The organism is Amycolatopsis oliviviridis (assembly GCF_014654365.1).
GTDB lineage: Bacteria > Actinomycetota > Actinomycetes > Mycobacteriales > Pseudonocardiaceae > Amycolatopsis > Amycolatopsis oliviviridis.
Genome location: NZ_BNAY01000001.1, coordinates 826,224 through 849,646, shown reverse-complemented (window position 1 = coordinate 849,646; position 23,423 = coordinate 826,224). Strand labels below are relative to the sequence as shown.

24 protein-coding genes and 1 pseudogene are annotated in these 23,423 nt (G+C 70.4%); 11 read left to right on the top strand and 14 right to left on the bottom strand.

The genetic code is table 11. The features are described from left to right. Window positions 1–15: 15 nt before the first annotated feature. The 3 genes from IE302_RS03495 to IE302_RS03485 all read left to right on the top strand — a co-directional run bounded on the left by IE302_RS03495 (window position 16) and on the right by IE302_RS03485 (window position 2,973). The gene (locus IE302_RS03495) at window positions 16–843 is read left to right on the top strand and encodes a M55 family metallopeptidase (protein WP_191251631.1); all 828 of its coding nucleotides are present in this window, start codon (window positions 16–18) and stop codon (window positions 841–843) included. Continuing rightward, the gene (locus tag IE302_RS03490) at window positions 836–2,131 is read left to right on the top strand and encodes a M20/M25/M40 family metallo-hydrolase (protein ID WP_191251630.1); all 1,296 of its coding nucleotides are present in this window, start codon (window positions 836–838) and stop codon (window positions 2,129–2,131) included. Before IE302_RS03495 ends, IE302_RS03490 begins: the two co-directional genes overlap by 8 nt. Before the next feature lie 215 nt (window positions 2,132–2,346). Beyond that, complete coding sequence (locus IE302_RS03485) at window positions 2,347–2,973, top strand: maleylpyruvate isomerase family mycothiol-dependent enzyme (RefSeq protein ID WP_191251629.1); 627 nt, start codon at window positions 2,347–2,349, stop codon at window positions 2,971–2,973. Window positions 2,974–2,980: 7 nt separating this feature from the next. Here the strand turns inward: IE302_RS03485 and IE302_RS03480 are convergent, their stop codons facing one another. Next, window positions 2,981–3,589 (bottom strand): TetR family transcriptional regulator, encoded by a 609-nt coding sequence (locus IE302_RS03480; RefSeq protein ID WP_191251627.1) that lies wholly within the window; start codon window positions 3,587–3,589, stop codon window positions 2,981–2,983. A gap of 66 nt (window positions 3,590–3,655) precedes the next feature. Here IE302_RS03480 and IE302_RS03475 point away from each other — a divergent pair. Next, window positions 3,656–5,113, top strand: a pseudogene (locus IE302_RS03475) (FAD-dependent oxidoreductase); the annotation flags it as partial. Between the two features lie 121 nt (window positions 5,114–5,234). Here the strand turns inward: IE302_RS03475 and IE302_RS03470 are convergent. Then, complete coding sequence (locus IE302_RS03470) at window positions 5,235–6,074, bottom strand: oxidoreductase (protein ID WP_191251625.1); 840 nt, start codon at window positions 6,072–6,074, stop codon at window positions 5,235–5,237. A gap of 96 nt (window positions 6,075–6,170) precedes the next feature. On the opposite strand from IE302_RS03470, the gene IE302_RS03465 reads away from it, so the two are divergent. Next, window positions 6,171–7,073 carry a LysR substrate-binding domain-containing protein gene (locus tag IE302_RS03465; RefSeq protein WP_191251623.1) on the top strand — a complete coding sequence of 301 codons (903 nt, stop codon included), beginning with the start codon at window positions 6,171–6,173 and terminating at the stop codon, window positions 7,071–7,073. Window positions 7,074–7,142: 69 nt separating this feature from the next. Beyond that, window positions 7,143–8,216, top strand: a complete 1,074-nt coding sequence (locus IE302_RS03460) for a GDSL-type esterase/lipase family protein (protein WP_191251621.1) — start codon at window positions 7,143–7,145, stop codon at window positions 8,214–8,216. 4 nt (window positions 8,217–8,220) lie between these two features. Here the strand turns inward: IE302_RS03460 and IE302_RS03455 are convergent, their stop codons facing one another. From IE302_RS03455 to IE302_RS03430, 6 genes are all read right to left on the bottom strand, one after another. Further along, window positions 8,221–8,520, bottom strand: a complete 300-nt coding sequence (locus tag IE302_RS03455; protein WP_005150941.1) for a hypothetical protein — start codon at window positions 8,518–8,520, stop codon at window positions 8,221–8,223. Next, window positions 8,507–8,734, bottom strand: a complete 228-nt coding sequence (locus tag IE302_RS03450) for a hypothetical protein (RefSeq protein ID WP_191251619.1) — start codon at window positions 8,732–8,734, stop codon at window positions 8,507–8,509. The genes IE302_RS03455 and IE302_RS03450 overlap by 14 nt, the downstream gene beginning before the upstream one ends. A gap of 73 nt (window positions 8,735–8,807) precedes the next feature. Further along, window positions 8,808–9,260, bottom strand: a complete 453-nt coding sequence (locus tag IE302_RS03445) for an Lrp/AsnC family transcriptional regulator (RefSeq protein ID WP_016334198.1) — start codon at window positions 9,258–9,260, stop codon at window positions 8,808–8,810. Then, entirely contained in the window at window positions 9,257–10,399 is a 1,143-nt protein-coding gene (locus tag IE302_RS03440) for a M24 family metallopeptidase (protein WP_191251617.1), read from the bottom strand. Before IE302_RS03440 ends, IE302_RS03445 begins: the two co-directional genes overlap by 4 nt. Before the next feature lie 10 nt (window positions 10,400–10,409). Continuing rightward, on the bottom strand, window positions 10,410–11,660 hold the full coding sequence (locus IE302_RS03435; RefSeq protein WP_191251615.1) for an MFS transporter: 1,251 nt from the start codon (window positions 11,658–11,660) through the stop codon (window positions 10,410–10,412). Further along, a complete protein-coding gene (locus tag IE302_RS03430) occupies window positions 11,657–12,235 on the bottom strand; it encodes an ArsR/SmtB family transcription factor (RefSeq protein WP_191251613.1) in 579 nt (192 codons plus the stop codon). The genes IE302_RS03435 and IE302_RS03430 overlap by 4 nt, the downstream gene beginning before the upstream one ends. A 104-nt stretch (window positions 12,236–12,339) precedes the next feature. Here IE302_RS03430 and IE302_RS03425 point away from each other — a divergent pair, with 104 nt between their 5' ends. From IE302_RS03425 to IE302_RS03410, 4 genes are all read left to right on the top strand, one after another. Then, window positions 12,340–12,876: an NADPH-dependent FMN reductase gene (locus IE302_RS03425; protein ID WP_191251611.1), complete on the top strand. Its 537-nt coding sequence runs from the start codon at window positions 12,340–12,342 to the stop codon at window positions 12,874–12,876. Window positions 12,877–12,955: 79 nt separating this feature from the next. Continuing rightward, window positions 12,956–13,093, top strand: coding sequence for a hypothetical protein (locus IE302_RS03420; protein ID WP_191251609.1), 138 nt, complete (start codon window positions 12,956–12,958; stop codon window positions 13,091–13,093). Window positions 13,094–13,154: 61 nt separating this feature from the next. Next, window positions 13,155–14,099, top strand: coding sequence for a 5'-3' exonuclease (locus IE302_RS03415; RefSeq protein ID WP_191251608.1), 945 nt, complete (start codon window positions 13,155–13,157; stop codon window positions 14,097–14,099). Further along, window positions 14,096–15,064 carry a pirin family protein gene (locus tag IE302_RS03410; RefSeq protein ID WP_191251606.1) on the top strand — a complete coding sequence of 323 codons (969 nt, stop codon included), beginning with the start codon at window positions 14,096–14,098 and terminating at the stop codon, window positions 15,062–15,064. Before IE302_RS03415 ends, IE302_RS03410 begins: the two co-directional genes overlap by 4 nt. Here the strand turns inward: IE302_RS03410 and IE302_RS03405 are convergent. The 5 genes from IE302_RS03405 to IE302_RS03385 form a co-directional block, all read right to left on the bottom strand. Continuing rightward, window positions 15,061–16,281, bottom strand: a complete 1,221-nt coding sequence (locus tag IE302_RS03405) for a GNAT family N-acetyltransferase (protein ID WP_191251604.1) — start codon at window positions 16,279–16,281, stop codon at window positions 15,061–15,063. The genes IE302_RS03410 and IE302_RS03405 overlap by 4 nt on opposite strands. A gap of 44 nt (window positions 16,282–16,325) precedes the next feature. Continuing rightward, on the bottom strand, window positions 16,326–16,721 hold the full coding sequence (locus IE302_RS03400) for a DUF4333 domain-containing protein (RefSeq protein WP_191251602.1): 396 nt from the start codon (window positions 16,719–16,721) through the stop codon (window positions 16,326–16,328). 35 nt (window positions 16,722–16,756) lie between these two features. Then, entirely contained in the window at window positions 16,757–17,956 is a 1,200-nt protein-coding gene (locus tag IE302_RS03395) for a GNAT family N-acetyltransferase (protein WP_191251600.1), read from the bottom strand. A gap of 42 nt (window positions 17,957–17,998) precedes the next feature. Then, complete coding sequence (locus IE302_RS03390) at window positions 17,999–18,790, bottom strand: DUF4333 domain-containing protein (protein ID WP_191251598.1); 792 nt, start codon at window positions 18,788–18,790, stop codon at window positions 17,999–18,001. Window positions 18,791–19,086: 296 nt separating this feature from the next. Further along, window positions 19,087–21,864: a DEAD/DEAH box helicase gene (locus IE302_RS03385; RefSeq protein ID WP_191251596.1), complete on the bottom strand. Its 2,778-nt coding sequence runs from the start codon at window positions 21,862–21,864 to the stop codon at window positions 19,087–19,089. Between the two features lie 112 nt (window positions 21,865–21,976). Between IE302_RS03385 and IE302_RS03380 the strand changes: the two genes are divergently transcribed. Further along, entirely contained in the window at window positions 21,977–22,564 is a 588-nt protein-coding gene (locus tag IE302_RS03380) for a hypothetical protein (protein ID WP_191251594.1), read from the top strand. Here the strand turns inward: IE302_RS03380 and IE302_RS03375 are convergent. Then, entirely contained in the window at window positions 22,548–23,423 is an 876-nt protein-coding gene (locus IE302_RS03375) for a diacylglycerol/lipid kinase family protein (protein WP_191251592.1), read from the bottom strand. The two genes, IE302_RS03380 and IE302_RS03375, sit on opposite strands and share 17 nt — an antisense overlap.

The window sequence follows — 23,423 nt, the reverse complement described above, 5'->3', positions numbered from 1 at the left end:
GCTAGGGTGCCCGGCATGCGCATCATGATCTCGGCGGACATGGAGGGCGCCACCGGCGTCACCTGGACCGAGGACGTCATCCCGGGCACCGAACAGTGGCAGCGATTCCGGCGCCTGTTCACCGGCGACGTCAACGCCACCATCGCCGGCCTGTTCGACTCCGGGGCCACCGACGTACTCGTCAACGAGGCGCATTCCTCCCAGCGGAACCTCCTCCTCGAAGACCTCGACGGCCGCGCGCGCATGCTCACCGGCAGGCACAAGCCGCTCTCGATGATGCAGGGGATCGAGACCGGCGTGGACGGTGTCGTCTTCCTCGGCTACCACGCCGGGGCCGGTTTCGACGGCGTCCTGTCCCACACCTACCTGGAGAATCAGATCACCGGGGTGTGGCTCGACGACGTTCCCGCCAGCGAAGGCAGGCTCAACGCCGCGATGGCCGCCGAGTACGGCGTCCCGGTGCTGGTCGTGTCCGGCGACGACAAGGCCTGCGACGACGCCCAGGACTACGCGCCGGAGGCTGAGCTGGTCACGGTGAAGGAGTGCATCAGCCGCTACGCCGCGATCTGCCTCCCGCCCGCCAGGACCGCCGAGCTGCTGTCCTCGGCCGCGTCGGACGCGATGAACCGGGCGGGCCGGGTCGAGCGGTTCACCACTCACCACCGGATCGAGGTCGAGTTCGACGCGAGTCATCTCGCGCAGGCCGCGGCGGTGATCCCGACGGTGGAACAGATCGGCGTGCGGCGGGTCGGTTTCGACGCGCCGGACATGACCGAAGCGATGAAGGCGTTCAAGATCGTCACGGCGATCGCGGCCGGGGCGGTGCAGGGTATCTATGGCTGAGCTGAATGTCGTCGAAGTCTGTTCGCGCCTGATCCGGTTCGACACCACGAACCGGGGCAACGGGGACTCCGAGGGCGAGCGCGAAGCCGCCGAGTACGTCGCGTCGCTCCTGTCCGGGCTCGGGATCGATTCGAAGATCATCGAGTCCGCGCCCAGGCGCGCGAACGTGATCGCCCGGGTGCCCGGCACCGACCCGAGCCTGCCCGCGCTGCTCGTGCAGGGACATCTCGACGTCGTCCCGGCCGACGCCGCCGACTGGTCGGTGGACCCGTTCTCCGGTGAGGTGCGCGACGGGTTCCTCTGGGGCCGCGGCGCGGTCGACATGAAGGACTTCTGCGCGATGGTGCTCGCCGCCCTCGCCACCGGTTTCCGGCCGCGCCGGGACCTCGTCCTGGCGTTCGTGGCCGACGAGGAGGACAAGGGTGACTACGGCGCGCACTGGCTCGCCGCGACGCACCGGGACCTGTTCGACGGCTGCGCGGCCGCGATCAGCGAATCGGGCGCGTACACCTACCACGTTCCCGCCGCCGACGGCCGGACCGTGCGGCTCTATCCGGTGGCGACGGCCGAACGCGGCACCGCGCATCTGCGGCTGACCGCGAAGGGGCGCGCGGGGCACGGTTCACGCCCCAACGACGAGAACGCGGTCACCCGGCTGGTCACCGCGCTCGGCAAGATCGCCGCGCATCGCTGGCCGGTCCAGCTGACCCCGACGGTCCAGGCCTTTCTCGAACGCACCGGCGAGGCGCTCGGCGTCCCGGTCGATCTGTCCGATGTGGACGGAACGATCGCGCGGCTCGGGCCCGCCGGGGCGCTGGTGGTGCCGACCGTCCGCAACAGCACGACGCCGACCATGCTCGACGCCGGGTACAAGGTGAACGTGATCCCCAGTTCGGCCGAGGCCCAGGTGGACGTGCGCGTCCTGCCCGATGCCGAACCCGGGCTGTTCGCCGAACTCGACGCGATGCTCGGCGAGGGCGTCACCCGTGAGTTCGTCGCGCATCAGCCGCCGGTCCAGGCACCGGTCGATTCGCCGTGGTTCGACGCGATGGCGGACGCGCTGCGCTCGCAAGACCCCGAAGCCGTCGTGGTCCCCTACTGCATGGGCGGCGGTACGGACGCGAAGGCGTTCAGTCCGCTCGGGATCGACTGCTACGGCTTCGCGCCACTGTGGCTTCCGGAAGGCTTCCCCTACCGCGCGATGGCGCACGGCGTGGACGAACGCGTCCCGGTCGAGGGCCTGCGGTTCGGCACCCGGGTACTGCGGCACTTCCTGGAGAACTGCTGAGCAGGACGAAGACGTGACTCGCGTGCGCGGGCGGCGAACTCGCGTGAGGGAAGGCGGAACTCACGTGATGAGACACCGCACTCGAGTGTGCGGTGTCTGATCACACGAGATCCGTCTCCCGTCACCCGAGATCCGTCTCTGATCACGTGAGTTCGGTGGCGTGACCCACTACGTTTGCGGGTGGCTCGACCACAAGTGACTCCAGGAGGCCGCCGGTGAAGTCGGTCGCGCGACTCGTACGGGACGAACGGACGGACTTCGCCGCGTTCCTGCGGACACTGACCCCCGAGCAATGGGACGCGCGGACATTGTGTTCGGAGTGGACGGTTCGGGAAGTGGTCACTCACGTCGTCGACTACGACGCCCTGCGCTTCCGCGATCTGTTCACCCAGGCCGTCCGCGGCGGGCTGCGGCTGGACCGGATGAACGCGCTCGGTCTCGCGCGCGAACCCGGCCGGACGCCGGACGAACTGATCGCGAGAATCGAGGACAACCTCGAACCCCGCGGCCTGACCGCCGTGTTCGGCGGACGGGTCGGGCTGCTCGACAGCCTCGTCCATCAACAGGACATCCGGCGGCCGCTCGGACTCCCCCGCGACATTCCCCCGGAGCGGCTGCGGCACGCCTTGGCCTTCGCGCGCCACGCCCGGGTCATCAAGGCCGACAAGCGCGCACGGGGGCTCCGGCTCGTCGCGACGGACCTCGACTGGTCGGCCGGTTCCGGACCCGAACTCCGCGGCCCCGGGGAGGCGATCCTGCTGGCGATCGCCGGACGGGACGCGGCTTTGGGCGAACTTTCCGGGCCTGGCGCGGCGATCCTCGCTTCCCGGTTGGACGGCTGAACCCAGGTCAGCCCGGGAAGGCTTCCGAAAGCAAGGCGAAGGCGGTGTCCAGCCGCTGACGATGGTCCGCGACGAGTTCCGCGAGCTCGTCTCCGGCGAGGCGGCGCCGGACGGTCGCCACGGCCACCGTGCGGTACGCGGCGACGACGAGCGCGGCGACCAGTGCGCTGTCGCCCGAGAACCGGGCATCACCGTCGAGTTCGCTTGCCAGCTCCGCGTCGATCTCGTGCTCGAATTCACGAAGCCGGGAGACGAGCGCCCGCGACCCGGCGACCGTGCGCATGAGCGGCAAGGCATCCTCGCTCAGGCCGGACAGCGGGTGCTGTTCCGCGACCAGCCCGGCGGCCAGGGCGTGCAGTGCTTCGACGGCACCGACATCGTCCGCCCGCTCACGGATCGCCGCCCGCACCATGCCGACGGCGTCCGGGAGCCGGTCGAGCGCGATGTCTTCCTTGCGATCGAAGTGCGAGAAGACCGTCACCTTCGAAACACCGGCCGCGGCGGCCACCTCGGCGACGGTGACGTCGTCGAAACCGCGCTCGACGAACAGCTCCGTCCCGACAGCGGCGATCTGCGCCCGTGTCTTCGAACCGCCCCGGTCTCCTCGCTTCGCCATGTGACAAGCTTACCTTTACTCATTAAGCTTACCAAGTAAACTTACCGAGTAAGGTTTGGAGTGGTCATGGAGCGAACCGATGTGATCGTGGTCGGAGCGGGACCCACCGGCCTGTTCGCCGCGAGCGAGCTGGCGCTGCGAGGAGTGCGGGTGACCGTGCTGGAGCGGCTGGCGGAGCCGGATCCGACGATCAAATCCGGCTCGATCAACGTCGCCAGCGCCGAAATCCTGGACCGGCGTGGTCTGCTGCCCGCCGCGGAGGAGGTGCAACGCCGTCGTCTGGCGGAGGCGACCGCGTTCACCGACGGCCGCTCGAACCGGACGGTGCGCGACTTGACCGCGGCGGCGGGCCGGACCTCCCGCCGGTTTCCGGTCCTCGGGCATTTCGCGGGGCTCATGTTCCGGCACGACCTGGTCGACCAGACCGATCCGGTCCTGGCCGCGCACGCGGCGGTGGCGAACGGGATCTTGGTGCCGCAGCACGACCTCGAACTGCTGCTCGGCGAGCACTGCGCCAGGCTGGGTGTCGGGATCCGGCGCGGTGTCGAGGTCCGGGACCTGCGTAGCACCGGCGCCGGCCTCGACGACGATGCCGATGTGGTGGTCGAGACCAGCGCGGGCGACTTCACCGCCGGGTGGGTCGTCGCGGCCGACGGCGGGCGGAGCGTCGTCCGCAAGCGGCTCGGCGTCGACTTCGTGGGCACCGACCCGGAACTGGTGGGTTATCAGGCCATCGCGGATTTCGACGACCCGAGCGAACTGCGCCGCGGGTGGAACTGGACGCCGCGCGGGATCTACACCTACGGACCGGTGCCGGGACGCATTCTCGTCGCCAGGTTCGCGCCGCAGCCCGAGGACAAGAACGCGCCCGTGACCGTCGAAGAACTGCAGAGCGCGGTCCGCGACGTCACCGGCGTCCCGGTGACGATCACGGGCCTGCGGGGGCGGGCGACCCGCTGGTCGGACAACGCACGCCAGGCCCGGACCTACCGCCAGGGCAGGGTGTTCCTCGCCGGCGACGCCGCCCACGTGCACTCGCCGTTCAGCGCCCAAGGCCTCAACCTCGGCCTCGGTGACGCCGTGAACCTCGGCTGGAAACTCGCCGCGACCGTGAACGGCCAGGCCCCCGCCGGGCTGCTCGACACCTACCACTCCGAACGGCATCCGATCGGAGCGTGGGTCCTGGACTGGACGCGGGCCCAGGTGGCGCTCATGCGCGGCGACGAACGGACCGCTCAACTGCGGAAGGTCGTCGGTGACGAATTGTTCGCCGTCCCCGGCGCGACCAACCGGATGATCGCGCTCTCCTCCGGGATCCTGCAGCGGTACGACGTCGCCGACGACGCCACAGCTCCGGTCGGCTCGATCACCGGGGACGTCGAACTGAAGTCCGGCTCACGACTCGCCGATCACGCGCACGACGGCCGATTCGTGCTCGTCGACAGCTCACCTGACGGCCGGTACGCCGACGCGGTCCACGGGCCGGCCGACCGGATCGCCTACACGGCGGATCCGGCCGCCGACACGGCGAGCCTGTTCGTGCGCCCGGACGGGATCATCGCCTGGGCGGACACCCCGAGGACTCGGCCGACAACGCGCGCAAGCTGCTCGACGTCGCGATCCGACGCTGGATCGGCTGAATGCCTCAGAGGGCGGTGGAGCGGCTCAACGACTCCCAGGCGGCCAGCTCCGCCGCCCTCGCCTCGTGCGTGGCCCGGAGACCGTCGACGGCGTCGTCCCCGAGGGCGAGCCGGAGCGGCGGGTTGTCGCCGTCAAGCACCTTCAGGATCGCGGCCGCGGCCTTCGCGGGGTCGCCGGGCTGGGAACCGTCCATCCCTTCCACGAAATCCCGGATGGTGCCGGTGGATTCACGATAGGCGTCGATCACCCGCGAACGCTGCAACCGGCTGCCGCCGAACTCGGTCCGGAACGCGCCGGGCTCCACGATCAGCACCTGCACGCCGAACGGCGCGACCTCGGCGGCGAGAGCCTCCGACATCGCTTCCAGGGCGAACTTCGCCGAGCAGTAGGCCCCGAACCCGGGCGGGCTCTGCTGCCCGCCCATCGAACTCATCTGCACGATCGCCCCGCTGCCCTGCTCCCGCAGGTGTGGCAGGACGGCCTTCGTCACCTCGACGGCACCGAAGAACATCACGTCCATCAGCGACCGCAGATCGGGCATGGTCAATTCCTCGACCGCGCCGACCGAGCCGTGGCCGGCGTTGTTGACCACGACGTCGATCCGGCCGAACTCGGCGAGGGTGGCCTGGACGGCGGCCTCGACCTGAGCGGGATCGGTGACGTCGAGCGCCGCGGTGCGCACCCGGCCTTGGCCGAGATCTTCCAGTTCGGCCAGCGTTTCCGGGCGGCGCGCCGTGGCCATCACGCGGTCACCGGCGTCGAGCGCGGCCAGGACGAGGTGCCTGCCGAACCCGGACGAGCAGCCGGTGATCAGCCAGACGCGGCCCTCGGTTTCCTTCGTCATTCCTGTTTCCTCCAGTGAAGTTCCTGCCGCCCATCCTGCGGAGATCGCGCTTTGCCGGCCAACACCGGTTTCCTGGTGCAGCTACAGTCAGAGCCTGTGACCCCTGAGCTGCGGCAGTTGCGCTACTTCGTCGCCGTCGCCGAAGAAGCGAGCTTCACCAAGGCCGCGCGCCGCCTGCACCTCGCCCAGCAGTCGCTTTCCCAGCAGATCACCGTCCTGGAACGGCTTCTCGGCGCAAGCCTGCTGCGACGCGACAGCCGAGGGACACGGCTCACCGAGATCGGATCGCTGTTCCTGCCGGAGGCTCGCGCGGTCCTGGCGCGCAGCGATGAAGCCCTTTCGGTGGTGAACCGGGCGGTGCGCGGAGAGATCGGCACCCTCCACCTCGGCTTCCTCACCACCACGGCCAACTACCTGCTCCCGCCGGTCGTGCGCGCGGTCCGCGACCGGCTCCCCGATCTCACCCTCACCACGGACGCCACCCAGATCGCGTCACTCGTCGACGGGCTCACCGCCGGACGCTACGACTTGATCTTCACGCGGCCGCCACTGGTCGACGGCTTCGAGATCCGGACACTGGTCACCGAGGAGGTCTGTGCCGTCCTTCCTGAAGGGCACAGACTCGCGACCGCGACGGAAGTGAAGCTCGCGGACCTCGCGGACGAGCCGTGGGTGCTCACGCCGCGGAGTTCGTGGGAGCCCTGGCATCAGCGCTACGACAGCGAATTCGAGGCGGCCGGGTTCACCCCGCGCGTGGTCCAGCGGGCGGCGACCGTGCAGGGACTGCTCGGCCTGGTCGCCGCCGGCATCGGCGTCACGAGGCTGGCGCGGTCTTCGCACAGCCTGCGGCGAAGCGGCGTGGTGTTCGTGCCGCTGGCGGGCGACACCGCCCGGACCGTGGTCGCCTGGGTACCGGGGAACGGCAAACCCGCGCTGCCCGGGGTCCTCGACATCGTGTCGGAGCTGGCGGCCGGAACGGACCTGACGGAAGCGGGCTGACCGGCATCGCCACCGTCACACCGGCATGATCACCCTGCCGGGTCCGGCTTTCCGTAGAATCCGATGACGATGCGACATTTCCGTTGGTGGTGGGGTGCACTCGCGCTCACGTTCGTGGTGGTCCTCGTCGGGTTCATTGCCCTTACCGGGTCGGAAAGCCGCCCAGGGCAGCCGTCCCCGCGCCAGGGCCCGCCGGGAACGGGGCCGCTGACGGTCGTCTCCATCGGCGACAGCACGGTTTCCGGTGAGGGCGCGGGCAACTACACGCCCACGACCAACGGGCAGGGCGGCAACTGGTGCCACCGCTCCCCCAACGCCTTCGTCGAGCAGATCAAGATCCCCGACGTCACCGCGCGCGTGAACCTAGCGTGTTCGGGGGCGCCGTCGGAGCAGATCGCCCTCGGCGAGGCGAAGCAGTGGACCGAACCTTCGCAGGCTCAACAGCTGGCGAACCTGATCAAGGATCACCGGGTCGCCGCGGTGGTGATCGCGGTCGGCGCGAACGACGAGCCGAAGTTCTCCGCTCAGGTCAGCGAATGCTTCAAGGCGTGGTTCTCCCCGCAGAACCCGCCGTGCAGCGAGGCGCTCCGCCGGACCTGGAAGTCCAAAGTGGACGCCATGGTGCCGAAGGTGACCAACGCCGTCGCCGACGTCAAGAAGGTGCTGGCACAGGCCGGTTACGTCCCGGCGGACTACCAGCTCGTGCTGATGTCGTACGCCTCGCCCGTCGGGCCCCAGATCCCGGAAACGCTGCGCAGCCTCAACGGCTGCCCGTTCCGCACGGAGGATCTGGAGTGGATGCGCCGCGACGGCGTCTCCGTCCTGTCGGACGGGCTCAAGCAGGCGTCGAGGGCGACGAGTGCACGGTTCCTCGACCTTTCGCGGGCGGGTGCCGGTCGCGAAGCGTGCAGCAGCGACCCGGCGAACGAGTGGTTCAGCAGGCTGACCCTGCAACTGAGCGACCTCGGCCAGGTGGACCGCGCGAGCCACGCGTTGCAGGAGTCGTTCCACCCCAACGCCAACGGCCACGCGCAGATCGCGAACTGCCTCAACGAGTTCCTGGCCGCCCGCGGTGGCAACGCGTCATGTCTCTCCGGGGCCGACGGCAAACTGCACGCCGCGCCCGAGGTCGTCGCCCGCTGAAGTCCTAGAGATCCAGCGCGGCGCGCAACGCGATGTCGATACGCTCCTGGACCTCTTGGTCGATCTCCGCGATCTTCTCGTCGAACCACGGCCGGTACAGGCGCGTGAGGTTCAGCGTGGAGACCCAGTATCGCGCGTCGACGGCGACCCCGAGGATGTCCTGCGGATCCCGGTCCAGCAATTCGGTGCCGAGCAGCCACGGCCGCTCGGATTCGTTCACCCCGTCCGAGGACAGCAGGACGACGGTGCGCTGCCGTGCCGGTTCGGTCGGGGGGTGGTACGTCCAGACTTCACCCCTGTGCACGCAGATCCTTCTCCGCGGCGGTCAGCTCGGCCTCGTCCGATTCGGCGGACGGCTGGGCCGGAGCTCGCTGCGGGGTGTATCCGGTGCGGACGGCTTCCCTGCGGGCCGCCTTGGACAACCACGACGAGACCGAGATCCCGTGCGCCTTGGCGGCCCGCTCGGCGAACTCGAGCGCACCACTGTCGAGTGAGAGTGTGACCTTACGTGTTGCCATACCTTTTATCGTACCAGCGCCGCGCAAGCCCACCCATTATCCGGGACTGCGCTGCCCGGGATGCGCCGGTCGCTCACAGCGTCGGCGAGCGACCTTCGAACGGCGTCGACAGCACCACCGTGGTCCGGGTCGAGACCTTGGCGGACTCGCGGATCCGGCGGAGCAGGTCCTCCAGACCGAGCGGCGAAGCCACCCGGACCAGGAGGATGTACGACTCGTCCCCGGCGACCGAGTAGCAGGACTCGATCTCCTTGATGTGCTCCAGACGCTGCGGATAGTCGTCCGGGGCCGCCGGGTCGTTCGGCGTCAGCGAGATCAGCGCGGTGAGCGGGAGGCCGATCTGCTCGCCGTCGAGCCGCGCGGTGTACCCGAGGATCACCCCGCGCTGCTCCAGGCGCCGCACCCGCTGGTGGACCGCCGAAACCGAAAGCCCGACCCGTTCGGCCAGATCGGTGAAGCTGCGCCGTCCGTCCGCGGCCAGCTCCTGCACGATGGCCTGGTCCAGCGGCTCCAGGGAACCGGTCATGCGTCGAGCACGATCAGGTCGTGCGGACGCTGGTTGACCGACTCCACGCCGTCCTCGGTGACCACGACGATGTCCTCGATGCGGGCGCCCCAGCGGCCCGGCTGGTAGATGCCGGGCTCGACGCTGAAGGCCATGCCCGGCTCCAGCGGCAGCGCGTTGCCCTTGATGATGTACGGCTCTTCGTGCACGTCGAGGCCGATGCCGTGGCCGGTGCGGTGGATGAAGAACTCGCCGTAACCCGCCTCGGCGATGATGTCGCGGGCGGCGGCGTCGATCGATTCGGCGGTGGCACCGGGACGGACGGCCTCGACGGCGGCGCGCTGGGCGCGCTGCAGGACCGCGTAGGTCTCGGCGACGTCGGCGTCGCGCGGCTCGCCGACCGCGTACGTGCGGGTGGAGTCGGAGTTGTAGCCCTCGGCGATCGGGCCGCCGATGTCCACCACGACGACGTCGCCGCGCTCGATGACGCGCTCGGACACGTCGTGGTGCGGGCTGGCGCCGTTCGGGCCCGAGCCGACGATCACGAAGTCGGCGTGGGTGTGGCCCTCTTCGACGATCGCGGCGGTGATGTCCGCGCCGACCTCGGCCTCGGTGCGGCCGGGCCGCAGCCATTCGTGCACGCGGGCGTGCACCCGGTCGATGGCGGCGCCCGCGTCGCGCAGCGCCTGGATCTCGGCCGCGTCCTTGCGCATCCGCAGCTCGCGCACGATCGGCCCGGCCAGCGTCTGCTCGGCCTCGCCGAGCGCGCCGCGGAACGCGAGAACGTGCAGGGCCGGGGTGAAGTCGCTGACCGCGACCCGGCCCGGCTTGCCCAGCCTGTCGGCGACCAGTTCGTAGGCGTTGTCCCCGTCGACCCAGGTGACGATCTCGATGCCCAGCTCGTCCGCCGGGACGTCGGCGTAGCCGGGCGCTTCCAGCTTCGGCAGCACCAGCGCCGGGACGCCGTCGGCCGGGATCACCAGCGTGGTCAGCCGTTCGAAGGAACCGCCGGCCTGGCCGATGAGGTAGCGCAGGTCCGAGCCGGGTGCGATCAGCAGGGCGTCGGTGTCGGCGGCGGCCGCGGCGGCGCGGGCCCGGTCGAGGCGGGCGCGGAGGCTGGCGGCGTCGGGGGCTGGGTTGTGAAGGGAACGGCGCGACATGATGGCGAGCCTAGTCGGTCCGCGCCCCTTGGTTCACCGGCCGGTCACCCCCGATCGGGGCGGGATCGTCGAGCCTGCGCCAGACACGGAAGATCGCCGGGAAGACGCCGGCGATCAGGTAGAGGCCGCCGAAAGTGGCCAGCGCCCCGACGAGCCCGACGCCGTCGAGCAGCAGTCCCGCCGCCATCGAGCCGAGCGGCATCGCGGCGAGCACCCCGCCCACCAGGAGGCTGAGCACGCGGCCGCGGACGGCTTCCGGAACGCGTTCGTAGACCACCGGGAGCAGGATCGGGTTGAGCGCCCCCGCGCCGATCCCGGCGACCACCAGCCCGGCCAGCAGGACGGCGGGCGTCGGTTCCAGCGCGAGCAAGGCGAATCTCGGCGCGCCTTCGATGCCGACGGCGACGAGGATCGCGGTCCGCCTCGAAAGCCGATGGCCCGCCCAGCCGTAGAGCGCCGACCCGATCAGCGCGCCGACGGCGACCGCGGTGATCATCGCGCCGATGAGCGCGGTGCTGTGCAGGACCTGGTCTCCGTACGCCGGGTACAGGACGCCGAGCAGGCCGAAGTCGAGGCTGTTGGTGAGCATCAGCATGCCGACGACCGCGCGCAGCAAGCCGTCCCGCTTGAGGTACCCGAGCCCTTCGCGCAGTTCCTTGAGGTACCCGCCCGACGACGGCCTCGGCGGGCCGGCCGCCGACGGGATCAGCGTGAACACCAGCGCGGCGGACAGCAGCAACGCGCCGGCGTCGGCGTACAGCACCTGCATCGGGCCGATCAGCGCGATGAGCGCACCGGCGGCGGGTCCGCCGACCATCCGGCCGGTCCTCATCGCCGCTTCGACGGCGCTCGCCGCCCGGCTCACGCGGACGCCGCCGATTTCGGCGACTCCGGGGAGCAGGACCTGCTTCGCGGTGTCGGCGGGGCCGCGGGACACGCCCATCACGAACGACAGCGCGATCAGCCCGGGCAGGCTGAGCCCGGTCGTGTTCATCGCGAGCGGGATCAGCAGCACCGTGACGGTGGTCAGCAGGTCCGCGCCGATGCTCGCCCGGCGCGTGCCGACCCGGTCCACGATCGGCCCGCCCAGCATCGCGGCGACCATCAGGCCGAGCACTTCGGCCGCGGTGACGAGGCCGGTCTTGGTCCCGCTGCCGGTGCTCTGCAGGACGAACCAGGGAATCGCGAGCAGGGTCATCATCACCCCGGCCGAGGAGATCCCCGAAGCCACGACCAGAGCCCCCAGTGGCATCCGGCTCATGGCGTCTCCGGCCGCGATTTCCTCGGGAAGGCCGCCCAGTGGACCCGGACGGAGGTATCACCTTCCTCGGCCGGACGGCGATAGCGCTTGATCACGTCGAGGATCTCGTCGCTCAGCGCCGCGGCCTCGTCGGGAGTCAGCGACAGCGGCGAGTCGTGGAAGGACACCTTGTCGATCCACTCGTCCGACCACTCCCGCATCTCGGCGACGAACTGCGCCTCGGCCGCATGGCGTTGCTCGACCATCGTGTGGGCGTACGTGCTGAACGGCCCCGCGAGGTCCGGATCCCTGATGAAGTCCCGGCCCTGCAGCCGATCCCCTTCGTGCACGGCCTTCCACCACCGGTCGCGCCGGTTGCCGCGTTCGGGTTCCTCGGTGACCAGGCCGTACTCGGCCAGCTGGCGCAGATGCCAGCTCGTGGTCCCGGAACTCTCCCCCAGCCGTTTCCCCAGTCCGGACGCCGTCGCCGGACCGTCCTCCCGCAGCAGCTCCAAGATCCTGACCCGCAGTGGATGCGACAACGCTCGCAGCAGGCGTCCGTCGATCCGCGCGAGATATCTCTCGCTCTTCCCCATACCGGCGATCCTACATTGCAGAGAGTTCTCTGCAATCGACTTCAGACAAGAAAACGATTCTGGAGTTTGACCTCTACTTAAGTTCAGGTTCTAGGTTCTGTGCCATGACAACCGACACGCCTTACCAGCTCGCCGTCGTGATCAGCAGCGTCCGCGAGGGACGCTTCGCTCCCGTCGTCGCGAACTGGTTCCTCGAACGCGCGAAACAGCGCGAAGACGTCACCCTGTCCGTCATCGACCTGGCCGAAGCCCCCGAAGACCTCTCGTCCGGCGTCGCCGCCGCGGACGCCGTCGTCGTGATCGTCCCCGAGTACAACCACAGCTACCCCGGCCCGCTCAAGGCCGCGCTCGACGCCACCTCCCGCGAGTGGCACGGAAAGCCGGTCGCCTTCGTTTCCTACGGCGGGATCTCCGGCGGCCTGCGCGCGGTCGAGCACCTGCGCCCGGTCTTCGCCGAACTCCACGCCGCCACGATCCGCGAGACCGTGAGCTTTCCCTACGCCTGGAACCACTTCGGCCCCGACGGCGAGCACGACGACTTCGAAGGCGCCTCGGCCGCGGCCACCACGCTGCTGGATCAGCTGAACTGGTGGGCCAACGCGCTGCGTGACGCACGCCGGGTGAGGCCTTACGCAGCCTGACGCGTCCGTGCAGGACCCGACTGGGGGTCGGGTCCTGTCGGTGCCCGCCGCTAACTTCTCTTCGTACCGAGGAGGAGAAATGACTGGGGAAGTTCACGCGGATCTCCGCGTGCCTGGCTGGTCGGAACCGAGCGGTCTGATGGCCGCGGCGCACCTGGTCGCCGTGGCGGGCACCGACGACCTGACCCGGGTCCCGGAGTCCATGATCGAGATCTGAGTCCGGCACGCGCAGGGCGCGGCAAGTGGGCACGGAGGGAAGGTCGTGGCAGGCTGTCCGCGTGACCGGACCTCTCGCCCTCCTTGACTCCGCGAGCCTCTACTTCCGCTCGTTCTACGCACTGCCCCAGTCGATGACCGCCCCGGACGGGACGCCGGTCAACGCCGTGCGCGGGTTCACCGACACCGTCGCGCGGATCCTCGTCGACCGGCGGCCCGAACGGCTCGTGGCGTGCCTGGACGCGGACTGGCGGCCGAAGTTCCGCACCGATCTGCTGCCCAGCTACAAGGCGCACCGCGTGGCCGAAGAGGTCCCGGAAGGCGGCGACGTCGAGGAGGTGCCGGACACGCTGACCCCGCAGGTGCCGATCATCCTCGAACTGCTGGAGGCCTTCGGACTGGCGACGGCCGAGGCGGCCGGGTACGAGGCCGACGACGTCATCGGCGCGCTCGCGATCCGCGAGGAGAAGTCCCCGGTCGAGGTCATCACCGGTGACCGCGACCTGTTTCAGCTGGTCCGCCGCGAGCCGACGTCGACGGTGGTCATCTACGTCGGCAAGGGCTGGAACAAGGCCGAGATCCTCGGCCCGGACGAGCTCGCCGAGAAGTACGGGATCCCGGCCGGGAACGCCGGCCCCGGATACGCCGACATGGCCGCGCTGCGCGGAGACCCGTCCGACGGGCTGCCCGGCGTCGCCGGGATCGGCGAGAAGACCGCGGCGAAGCTGATCACGCAGTTCGGTTCGCTGCAGGAGCTGATCGAGGCGTCCAACGCGGGCGACTCGCGGGTGCCGCTCAAGACCCGGCTGCGGCTGACCGAAGCCGCCGACTACCTCGCGGTCGCGCCGACCGTCGTGCGGGTCGCGGCCGACGCGCCGGTCGAGCAGTCGCGCCCGGACACCGTCCCGTCCGAGCCCGCCGACCCGGACAAGGTCGCGGAACTGGCGGAGCGCTGGAATCTCGGCCGTTCGGTGGAGCGGCTGCTGGCCGCGCTCCCCAAGTCATGAGCAACACCGAGGCCGATCCGGCCGAGCTGGTGTGCCGGGACCGTCCCGGCGACGGCGTCACCGTGCTGACCCCGCGCGACGTCCCGCTCGGCGGGCCGCGCGCGATCCGGGTCCGCCGGACACTTCCGCAACGGCGGCGATCCCTGATCGGCGCGTGGTGCTTCGCCGACCACTACGGGCCGCAGGATGTGTCGGAGGCCGGTGGGATGGACGTCGCGCCGCATCCGCACACCGGGCTGCAGACCGCGAGCTGGCTGTTCAGCGGCGAGATCGAGCACCGCGACAGCATCGGCACCCACGCCATGGTCCGGCCCGGCGAGCTCAACCTGATGACCGCCGGGCACGGCATCGCGCATTCCGAAGTGTCCACACCGGACACCGGCACGCTGCACGGCGTCCAGCTCTGGATCGCGCTGCCGGACGAACACCGCGACACCGCACGCGACTTCCACCACTACGCCCCGCCGCTTCTTCAGCTGCCCGGAGCCACCGCGCGGGTCTTCCTCGGCACTCTCGCCGGGACCACCTCACCGGTGCGTGCGTTCACTCCCCTGCTGGGCGCCGAACTCACCGTGGAGCCCGGGGCGACCTTGGCCCTCGACGTCGACCCGGCCTTCGAGCACGGTGTCCTGCAGGACCTCGGTTCTGCCACCGTCGCCGGAACCGCGCTGGGCACCGGGGAACTCGCGTACCTCGCGCCCGGGGCCGGGCGGCTGGTGTTGGCGAACGACGGCGGCGAACCGGCGCGAGTACTTCTGCTCGGCGGGACGCCGTTCACCGAAGAACTCGTCATGTGGTGGAACTTCGTGGGCCGCAGCCACGAGGAGATCGCCGAGTACCGCGAGACGTGGCAGGCGCAGGCGGACCGCTTCGGCTCGGTCGAGGGCTACGAGGGGCCGACGACGTGGTTGCCCGCACCCGCGTTGCCACAGGTGCGGATCAAACCACGGCGCAATCCGGCCTAGAAGAACGTCCCGCACCACGCGGCCCGCGCGGTGTGGAACAACGCGTCGGCACGGTCGGCCGCACCTTCGTCCAGTACCTCGACACGGCCTGAAAGCGCCAGATCGCCGAAGAAGCCGTGTCCGAAGTAGAGGGACGACAGCGCGGCGACGTCGAGCCGGAGTTCCGCCTCGGCGGTCGTGCGTTCCACGCCGCCGGGGCCGACGAGGTAGCGGCCGTTGTTGTCGGGGAGCTGCTTGTCGAGCACTTCGAGCACCACGGGTCCGGCGGTGCCGTAGGTGCGCGCCCGCAGCGCGGCGAGCACGTCGACGAGCCGCACCCACAGCTCGTCCATGACCTCGGTGGTGTTCACCGCACGCGGGTCGGTGAGCAGCTCGGCGATCGGCTCGTCCAGCGGGCGGCCCCGTCCGGCGACGCCCGAGACCAGATCGACCGACAGCAGGAAGCGCCACAGCCCCGCCCACGCCTGCGGTGTCCCGGCGTGGAGCTCGCGGATCTCGAGAATCGCGCCGCGATCCGGCGCCGTCCTGTCGCGGGTGTCGATGGTCTGGTAGACGACGAAGCCGTCGTCACCGCTCGGTCCACTGTGGATGGCGACGCGATAGCCGCCGTCCCCGGTCACCAGCCGGTCGAAGAAGCCCGGCCACCATTGCGCGGGCCGGACGGCGAACCCGGGCCGTGTTCCCTCGAACCTGTTGTACAGCGCGGGAACACGCTCGACGGCTTCGGCGGGCGTGACGAACCTGACCGTCCCGTCGCGCCCCACACCGTCACGGACCTGGGCGCGGGGACGTTCGATGAACACGCCCCTGTCGAAAGTGGCGGCGCCGTAACCGAAGCGGCCGTAGATCACGCCTTCCGAAGCGTGCAGCGCCGCCAGCGGAACCCCGCGCGCGGCGAAGTCCTCCAGCTGGACGGCCATCATCGCGCTGAGAATCCCGCGGCGGGTCCAGTCCGCGCGGACGGCGACACCGTCGACGGCCGCGGTGGCCAGCTTCCGTCCACCCGGGACGGTGAGCTCGAGGTCGAAGGAACTGGCGATCCCCACCGGAGTGTCGTGGTCGTCGAACGCGGCGAACTTGCCGGCGGCGGGCCAGGACGGCGCCATCTTGGCCCAGGCCTCGTCCGAGATCGGCTTGGCGTGCAAGGCCTCTTCCAGGACTTCGAGGCAGGCCCGCTGTTCGCCTTCGGCCACGGCGCGCACGTGGAATTCACTCATGACAAGAGATCCTGCCGTCCGTCCCCGGCGAACCCAACCGGTTTTCAGGCGGGCGCGCCGACCTCGTACCGGCCGTCTTCACCGGTGACGGTGATCGTGACAGTCTTGCCCTCACCGGCGACCTGGACGGTGCAGGTGAACGTGCTGCCGTCCTTCACCGTCTGGTTCGCCGGGCAGAGCACGTCCCCGACCTCCCGCACCTCGTAGGTCTCGGTGAGGATCTTCCGCACATCCGCCTGCATGGTCCGGGGATCGAAGACTCTGCCCGGGTTGCCGGAGGGCGAACCGCCGGAGGCCGACGCGCTCGACGAGGCGCTCGTCGTCGGCGTGGCCGTGACGGTCTTCGTCGCCGGCGCGGGTGCCGGGGTGTCCGAACACGCCGCCAGTCCCGCCAGAGCGGCACAGCACAGAACGACCGTCGCGACGGCTCGCCTGCTCAAGCTTCTCCACCCCCACCGAATGTGATCATCCAACGTCAGAAGAAGGTACCGCACCAGGGGTTCACCCGCGTGCCGAACAGCAGGTCCGCCCGCACCGATGCGGCCTCACCGGTGGCTCGGACGCGTCCGACGGCCGCGAGTTCCGACACACGCCAGGCGCCGAGGTACACCATCGACAAGGTGTCGACACCGAGTTCGAGATCCGCTGGGTCGGTGGTGCGGGCCGCGCCGTCCTCGGAAAGGCGGTAGCGGCCGGAGTTGTGCTCCAGGAAGGGATCGGTGACCTCGATGACGACCGGCTCGCCCTGGTAGGTGCGGGCGTCGAGCATGGTGGCGACGTCCACGAGCCGGAGCCAGCCCTCGTCTTGGGTCTTCTCCACGCTCACGTGCCGCGGGTCCGTGAACAGCAGCTCGACCGGCTCGTCGAGCGGCCGTTTCTCGGCGGTGATGCGGTCGACCAGGTCCACGGACAGCAGGTACCGCCACAGCCCCGCGAACGCGTCGGAACCCGAGTGATGGAAGGACTGGATCTTCAACACCGACGGGGCGCCGAATTTGGCCCTCTCCACGGTGTAGGTCACGTAGCCGTCGACGCCGTCCGGACCGCGATGCACCGCCGTCGAGACCGGTGTGGTCGCCCGGCGCACCTCCCGCTCGTAACCCGGCCACAGATGCGGGCTCCGCGCGATCATGCCGGGCCGGGTACGCGGGAGGGCGTCGAACAGCGACGGCCATTGTTCGATGGTGCTTTCCAGGCCCAGCACGGAGATCTCTCCGCCCACCGGGACCTCGGGGCGGAACCGGGCACGGTGCCGGTCGACCTCGATCGACTTGGCCCGGGCGCCGATGCCGTACCCGAACCTGCCGTAGATGGCGCCCTCGGACGCGTGCAGCATCGCCGCGGGCACACCGCGAGCGGCGAAATCCTCGAACTGAGCGCGCATCAAACCGGTCAGCACACCACGCCGGGTGCGGTCGGCGCGGACACCGACCAGGCTGACCGCGGCGAGCGGCGTGGTGCCGCCGCCGGGCAGTGTCACTTCCGAGTCGAAGGACCGGGTGGTGCCGATCAGCTCCGGGTCGAACGCGCCGAACGCGCGGTCCGGCTGCCTCGACGCGGAAATGGCCGACCATTCCTCATCGGTCATCTCCTTGACGTGCAAGGCACGCCTGAACACATCGGTCGCGGTCCGTTCCTCGTCGGACCGCAGCAGCCGCACAGAGAAATCGCTCATGGGGACGATCATGCAGGATCGACCGTCCCCGGCGCCCGCCGTTTACTTGGTGACGGCGGGCGGTGAGACCTCGTAGTTGCCGGTGTCACCCTTCACGGTGATCGGCACCTCCTGCGGCTTGCCTTCGATCGTCGCGGTGCAGGTGAACTTCACCCCGTCCTTGACTTCCTGGCCGGCGGGGCAGGTGACCGCGCTGATCTCCTTGATCCCGTAGGTCTCGGTGAGCAGCTTCTGCACGTCGGTCTGCATCTGGGTGTTGTTGAACACCTGGGTGTTGAACCAGCCCGGCGTGACGAACCCGAGGACACCGACCGCGGCGATGATCACCACGAGCGCGCCGATCCCGATGAACAGGCCCTTCTTGGACTTCGGCTTGTCCTGCGCCTCGCCCGGGGTGCCCGGGAACTGGCTCTGGCCGTAGTCGTACTGGCCCGGCTGCTGCGGCTGGCCGTACTGCGGCTGTTGCTGCGGGCCGCTCTGCGGGTAGCCGGGCTGTTGCTGGGGTCCGCTCTGCGGATAACCCGGCTGCTGCCCGTACTGCGGCGGCTGCTGACCCCACTGAGGCTGCTGTTGCTGCGTCTGCGACGGGTCGTAGCCGGGCTGCGGCTGCTGCGGGTATCCCTGCTGGGACGGGTCGTACGGTGCGGGCTGCTGGCCCCACTGGGGCTGTTGCTGCTGCGTCTGCGACGGGTCCTGCTGCGGCGGCTGCCCCCATTGGGGTTGTTGCTGCGGGCCGCTCGGCGGTTGAGCGCCGCCCGGCTGTTGCCCGTAGCCCGGCTGCTGCCCCCACTGGGGCTGCTGCTGCGGGTCGTTGCCGCCATACGGCGTGCTCATCGTTTCGCCTCCGCCTGTTCCGCCATCGTCACCGGCCCACCTACCTCGGCCGTCGTGGGCGATCCAACCACAGGTCGGCGCCCCTGCCCACTGTTCCCGGGTGGTGTCGGGGCAACTCGAAGCCACCGTGCTCCCACCGGTGGCGGCATCCTGTCCGCCGGTCAGCCCAATGCCTCCCGGGTCGGACTCCCGTGAGCACACCTGCCGCGATGTGCCCCCACGCGCTATGAAAGGTCCTTTCCTTGCAAATTTTGCAAGGAAAGGACCGTTCATAGCGCTTGAGTGACTGACCCGGGTCAGGCGCCGCCCGCCGCGACGACCCCGCGCCTCAGCGCCTTCACCGCGTCCGAAGCCGCCGCGCCGACCGGATCGGCCTTCCCGAGGACGTCGCGGATCTGGTCCAGCAGGTCGATGACCTGCCGCGACCAGCGCACGAAGTCACCGGCGGACAGCTCCTGCCCGTTGGCCTCGGCGGCGGTGAGCACCTTCTCCAGCGACTCGCCGCGTGCCCAGCGGTAGACGGGCCAGGCGAATCCGGCGTCCGGCTCGCGGGTGCGGTCCAGCTTGTGCCGCCGCTCGTCCTCGGTGAGCTCCATCCAGAGCCGCGTGGTCGCCTGCCAGGCATCGAGCACCTTGCCCATCGGCAGGCGAGGCTCCCCCGCCGTGTCGCGGCGCGCCTCGAAGACCAGCGTCGAGACGACGGCCGCGAGTTCGGCGGGAGCCAGGCCCTTCCAGACGTCGTGCCGGATGCACTCGGCGGCGAGCAGATCGGACTCGCTGTAGAGGCGGGTGAGCCGCTTGCCGTGTTCGGTGACGCGGTCCTCGCCGTCGCCCTTGGACTCCGGGCCGAGGTACCCGCGCTCGCCGAGCAGCCGCAGGATGCGGTCGAAGGCGCGCGCGAGCGAGTGCGTCGTCGCGGCGACCTTGCGTTCCAGCTGTTCGGTCTCCGCGGAGAGACGCTGATAGCGCTCGACCCAGCGCAGATTGGCCTCGCGTTCGGCCAGGCCGTGGCACGGATGCGAGCGCAACGCACGCCGCAGCGCGGCCAGCTCACCGTCCTCATTGGCCCCGGCGCGGCGCTTTTGCCTGCCGGGCAAGGAGATTCCCGCGTTGCGCAGGCTGGAAGCGATGTCCCGGCGGGTCTTGGGCGAGCGCAGCTCGATGTGCTTCGGCAGCTTGATGTTCCCCAGCGCCTCCACCGGCGACGGGAAGTCCGAGACCGAGAGTGGTCCGGACCAGCGGTCTTCGGTGACCACGACGGGACGCGGTTCGCGGATCGGGTCGAGCCCCGGGTCGACGACGACCGCGAGCCCCGCGCGCCGGCCCGCGGGCACGGCGATGACGTCCCCCTTGCGGAGCTTCTCCAGCGACTCGGCGGTCCCGGCCCGGCGAGCGGAGGTGTTCTGCCGCGAAAGCGCCTTCTCCCGGGCGGAGATCTTCGCGCGCAGCTCGACGTACTCCAGCATCTCGTCGAAATCGCCGGTGATGGCGGTGGTGTAGCCCCGCAGGGCCTCCTTGTTCCGCTCGATCCGCCGGGCCGTCCCGACCACCGACCGGTCGGCCTGGAACTGCGCGAACGACTGCTCCAGCAGGTCACGGGCCGCTTCGGCGCCGACCTGCGCGACCAGGTTCACCGCCATGTTGTAGCCGGGCCGGAAGGACGACCGCAGCGGGTACGTCCGGGTCGAGGCGAGGCCGCCGACCTGCTTCGGGTCGATGCCCGGCTGCCAGGCGACGACGGCGTGGCCCTCGACGTCGATCCCGCGCCGCCCGGCACGGCCGGTGAGCTGCGTGTACTCCCCCGGCGTCAGGTCGACGTGCGCCTCGCCGTTGTACTTGACCAGCCGTTCCAGGACGACGGTGCGCGCGGGCATGTTGATGCCGAGCGCGAGCGTCTCGGTGGCGAAGACGACCTTCACCAGGCCCTGGACGAACAGTTCCTCGACGGTCTCCTTGAAAGCGGGGAGCAGCCCCGCGTGGTGCCCGGCGATGCCGCGTTCGAGTGCCTCACGCCATTCCCAGTACCCGAGGACGCCGAGGTCGCCTTCGGGCAGGTCCTTGGTGCGCTCGGCGACGATGCGGCGGACCTTCTCGACCTCTTCGGGGCCGTTGAGCCGCAGACCCGACCGGACGCATTGGCCGACGGCGGCGTCGCAGCCCGCGCGGGAGAAGATGAACACGATGGCGGGGAGCAGCCCGGCGTTGTCCAGGCGCTCGACCGTGTCGGTGCGGGACGGCGGCCGGAACCTCGGCATCCGGGACGGCACCCCGCGACGCCCCCTCGGCCCGCGTCCCCCGGCCGGGGCGAACCCGCGGCCGACCTCCTCGGTACGGCGCAGCAGGCTGGGGTTGATCCGCAGTTCGGTGCCGGGCGCGTGTTCCTCCTGGCCGGCGAACAGGTCCATCAGCCGGTTCCCGACCAGCATGTGCTGCCACAGCGGCACGGGACGGTGCTCGTCGACGACGACGGTGGTGTCGCCGCGGACCTCGACGAGCCATTCGCCGAACTCCTCGGCGTTGCTCACGGTGGCCGACAGGCCGACGACCCGGACGTGCTCCGGCAGGTGGAGGATGACCTCTTCCCAGACCGCGCCGCGGAACCGGTCGGCGAGGTAATGGACCTCGTCCATCACGACGTACGCGAGCTCGCCGATGGTCGAGGACCCGGCGTAGAGCATGTTGCGCAGGACCTCGGTGGTCATGACCACGACCTGCGCGTTGCCGTTGATCGAGGTGTCCCCGGTCAGCAGGCCGACGGCGTCGGTGCCGTAGCGGCCGACGAGGTCGGCGTACTTCTGGTTCGACAACGCCTTGATGGGTGTCGTGTAGAAGCATTTGCGGCCTTCGGCGAGGGCGAGATGCACCGCGAACTCGCCGACCACGGTCTTCCCGGCGCCGGTGGGCGCGCAGACGAGCACGCCGTGCCCGTCTTCGAGCGCCTCGCAGCCGCGGACCTGGAAGTCGTCGAATTCGAACGACGACTCCGCCGCGAAGCGGGTCAGCTGGGGGTACTGAGCGCGGCGCTGGGAGGCTGCGTAAGCCTCGGCCGGGGTCTGGGGAGGGCTATTGACCACTTCGTCAGGGTTCCATACCCCACCGACAGTTCGCACTCGGTGTGACGATCTCGGGAACGTCCGGCACGCCTCTGTCATCCAAGGGACGGATCCGGGATCGAGAGGGGACGCCATGGAGATCGCTTGCCCGCGGTGCGCGCAGGTCGACCAGGTGCAAAGCGTGCCGGCGGTGTTCCAGAGCGGGCAGACAACGTACCGGGTGCGAGGGGGCATGACGGCCGTCCCCGCCGGTGACGGCGTGGTCTACACCGCGACCACGCACACCGGCGTGTCGGTGACCGCGACCGCCGCGGCGCTCAACCCGTACCCGATGCTCCGCGGCGGCGGATGCTTCCTGGCGCTCGCGCTGTTCCTGCTGATCCCGGCGTTCGTGTTCGTCTCGTTCGCCACCGACGTGCTCGCCGAGAACCCCGCGCCGACCGCGGGCGGCCGCGCCGGACAGGCCATCGGAGCCTGGATCTTCCCGTTCGGCGCGTTCGCGCTGGTCGCGCTCTTCGCGGTCCTGTTCGTGCTCCGGCTCAGGCGCAACGCGCGGATCCGGCGGGGCATCCCCGACGCGCTGGCGTACTGGCGGCAGGCGTGGTTCTGCCATCGTTGCGGCGGGGTGTTCTTCCCGCGCGGCGAGCTGATGTCGGCCGCGACGTTCCGCGGGCAGGTGTGGCGCGCGGGCGACTACGCCGGAATCAGCCGACGACGGTGAGGGCGCCGGGGACGCAGGTGATGTCGATCGGCAGTCCGCCCAGCGGCTCGCCGTCGGCGTAGACCGGCAGATCGCTGCCCGCGAGGTGGAGCTGACTCGCCTTCAGGGTCCGGACAGCCGGATGTTCGACGTGCCGTCCCGAACGGACACCCGGCAGCATGCGCAGGAGATCGCGACGGGTCGCGTCGCCCACGACGGTGACGTCGAACCGGCCGTCTTCCGGATCGGCTCCCGGGCAGATCCGCATGCCGCCGCCGTAGAACGGGGTGTTGCCGACGGCGATCATGGTGGCGTCGAGTTCGAGGGTCTCGACGTCGGTGCGGAGCACGACCGGACGGGGCCGGAACGCAACGAGTTCGGCCAGGATCGCGACGTCGTAGCGGCGCGGGCCGCGTGGCCAGGTCAGCCGGTTGGCGCGTTCGGTGACGAGGGCGTCGAAGCCGGAGCACAGCACGGTGGCGAACCATTCGCCACCGGCCCGGCCGAGGTCGACCCGCCGCCGTTCGCCCTCCGCGATCCGCCGGGCGACGAGATCGGCGGCCGCGTGCGGCTCCTCCGGGATCCCGAGCGCCCTGGCGAAGTCGTTGCCTGTGCCCGCAGGAACGAGCCCGAGCGCGACGCCGGATTCGGCGCAGAACTGGACGCCTTGATGCGCCGCGCCGTCACCGCCGAGAACGACGAGGACATCCAGCCCCGCCGCGCGCGAGTCGGTCATCAGCGCGCGCGATTCCTCGACCGTGTCGGCCACGAGGACGTCGAGCCGGTCCACGACGGGCCGCAGCCGCGCCGCGACCGACTCCATCAGCCGTCCCGCGCTGCCGTTACCCGACGCGGGGTGGACGGCGAGTGCCGCGTGCAT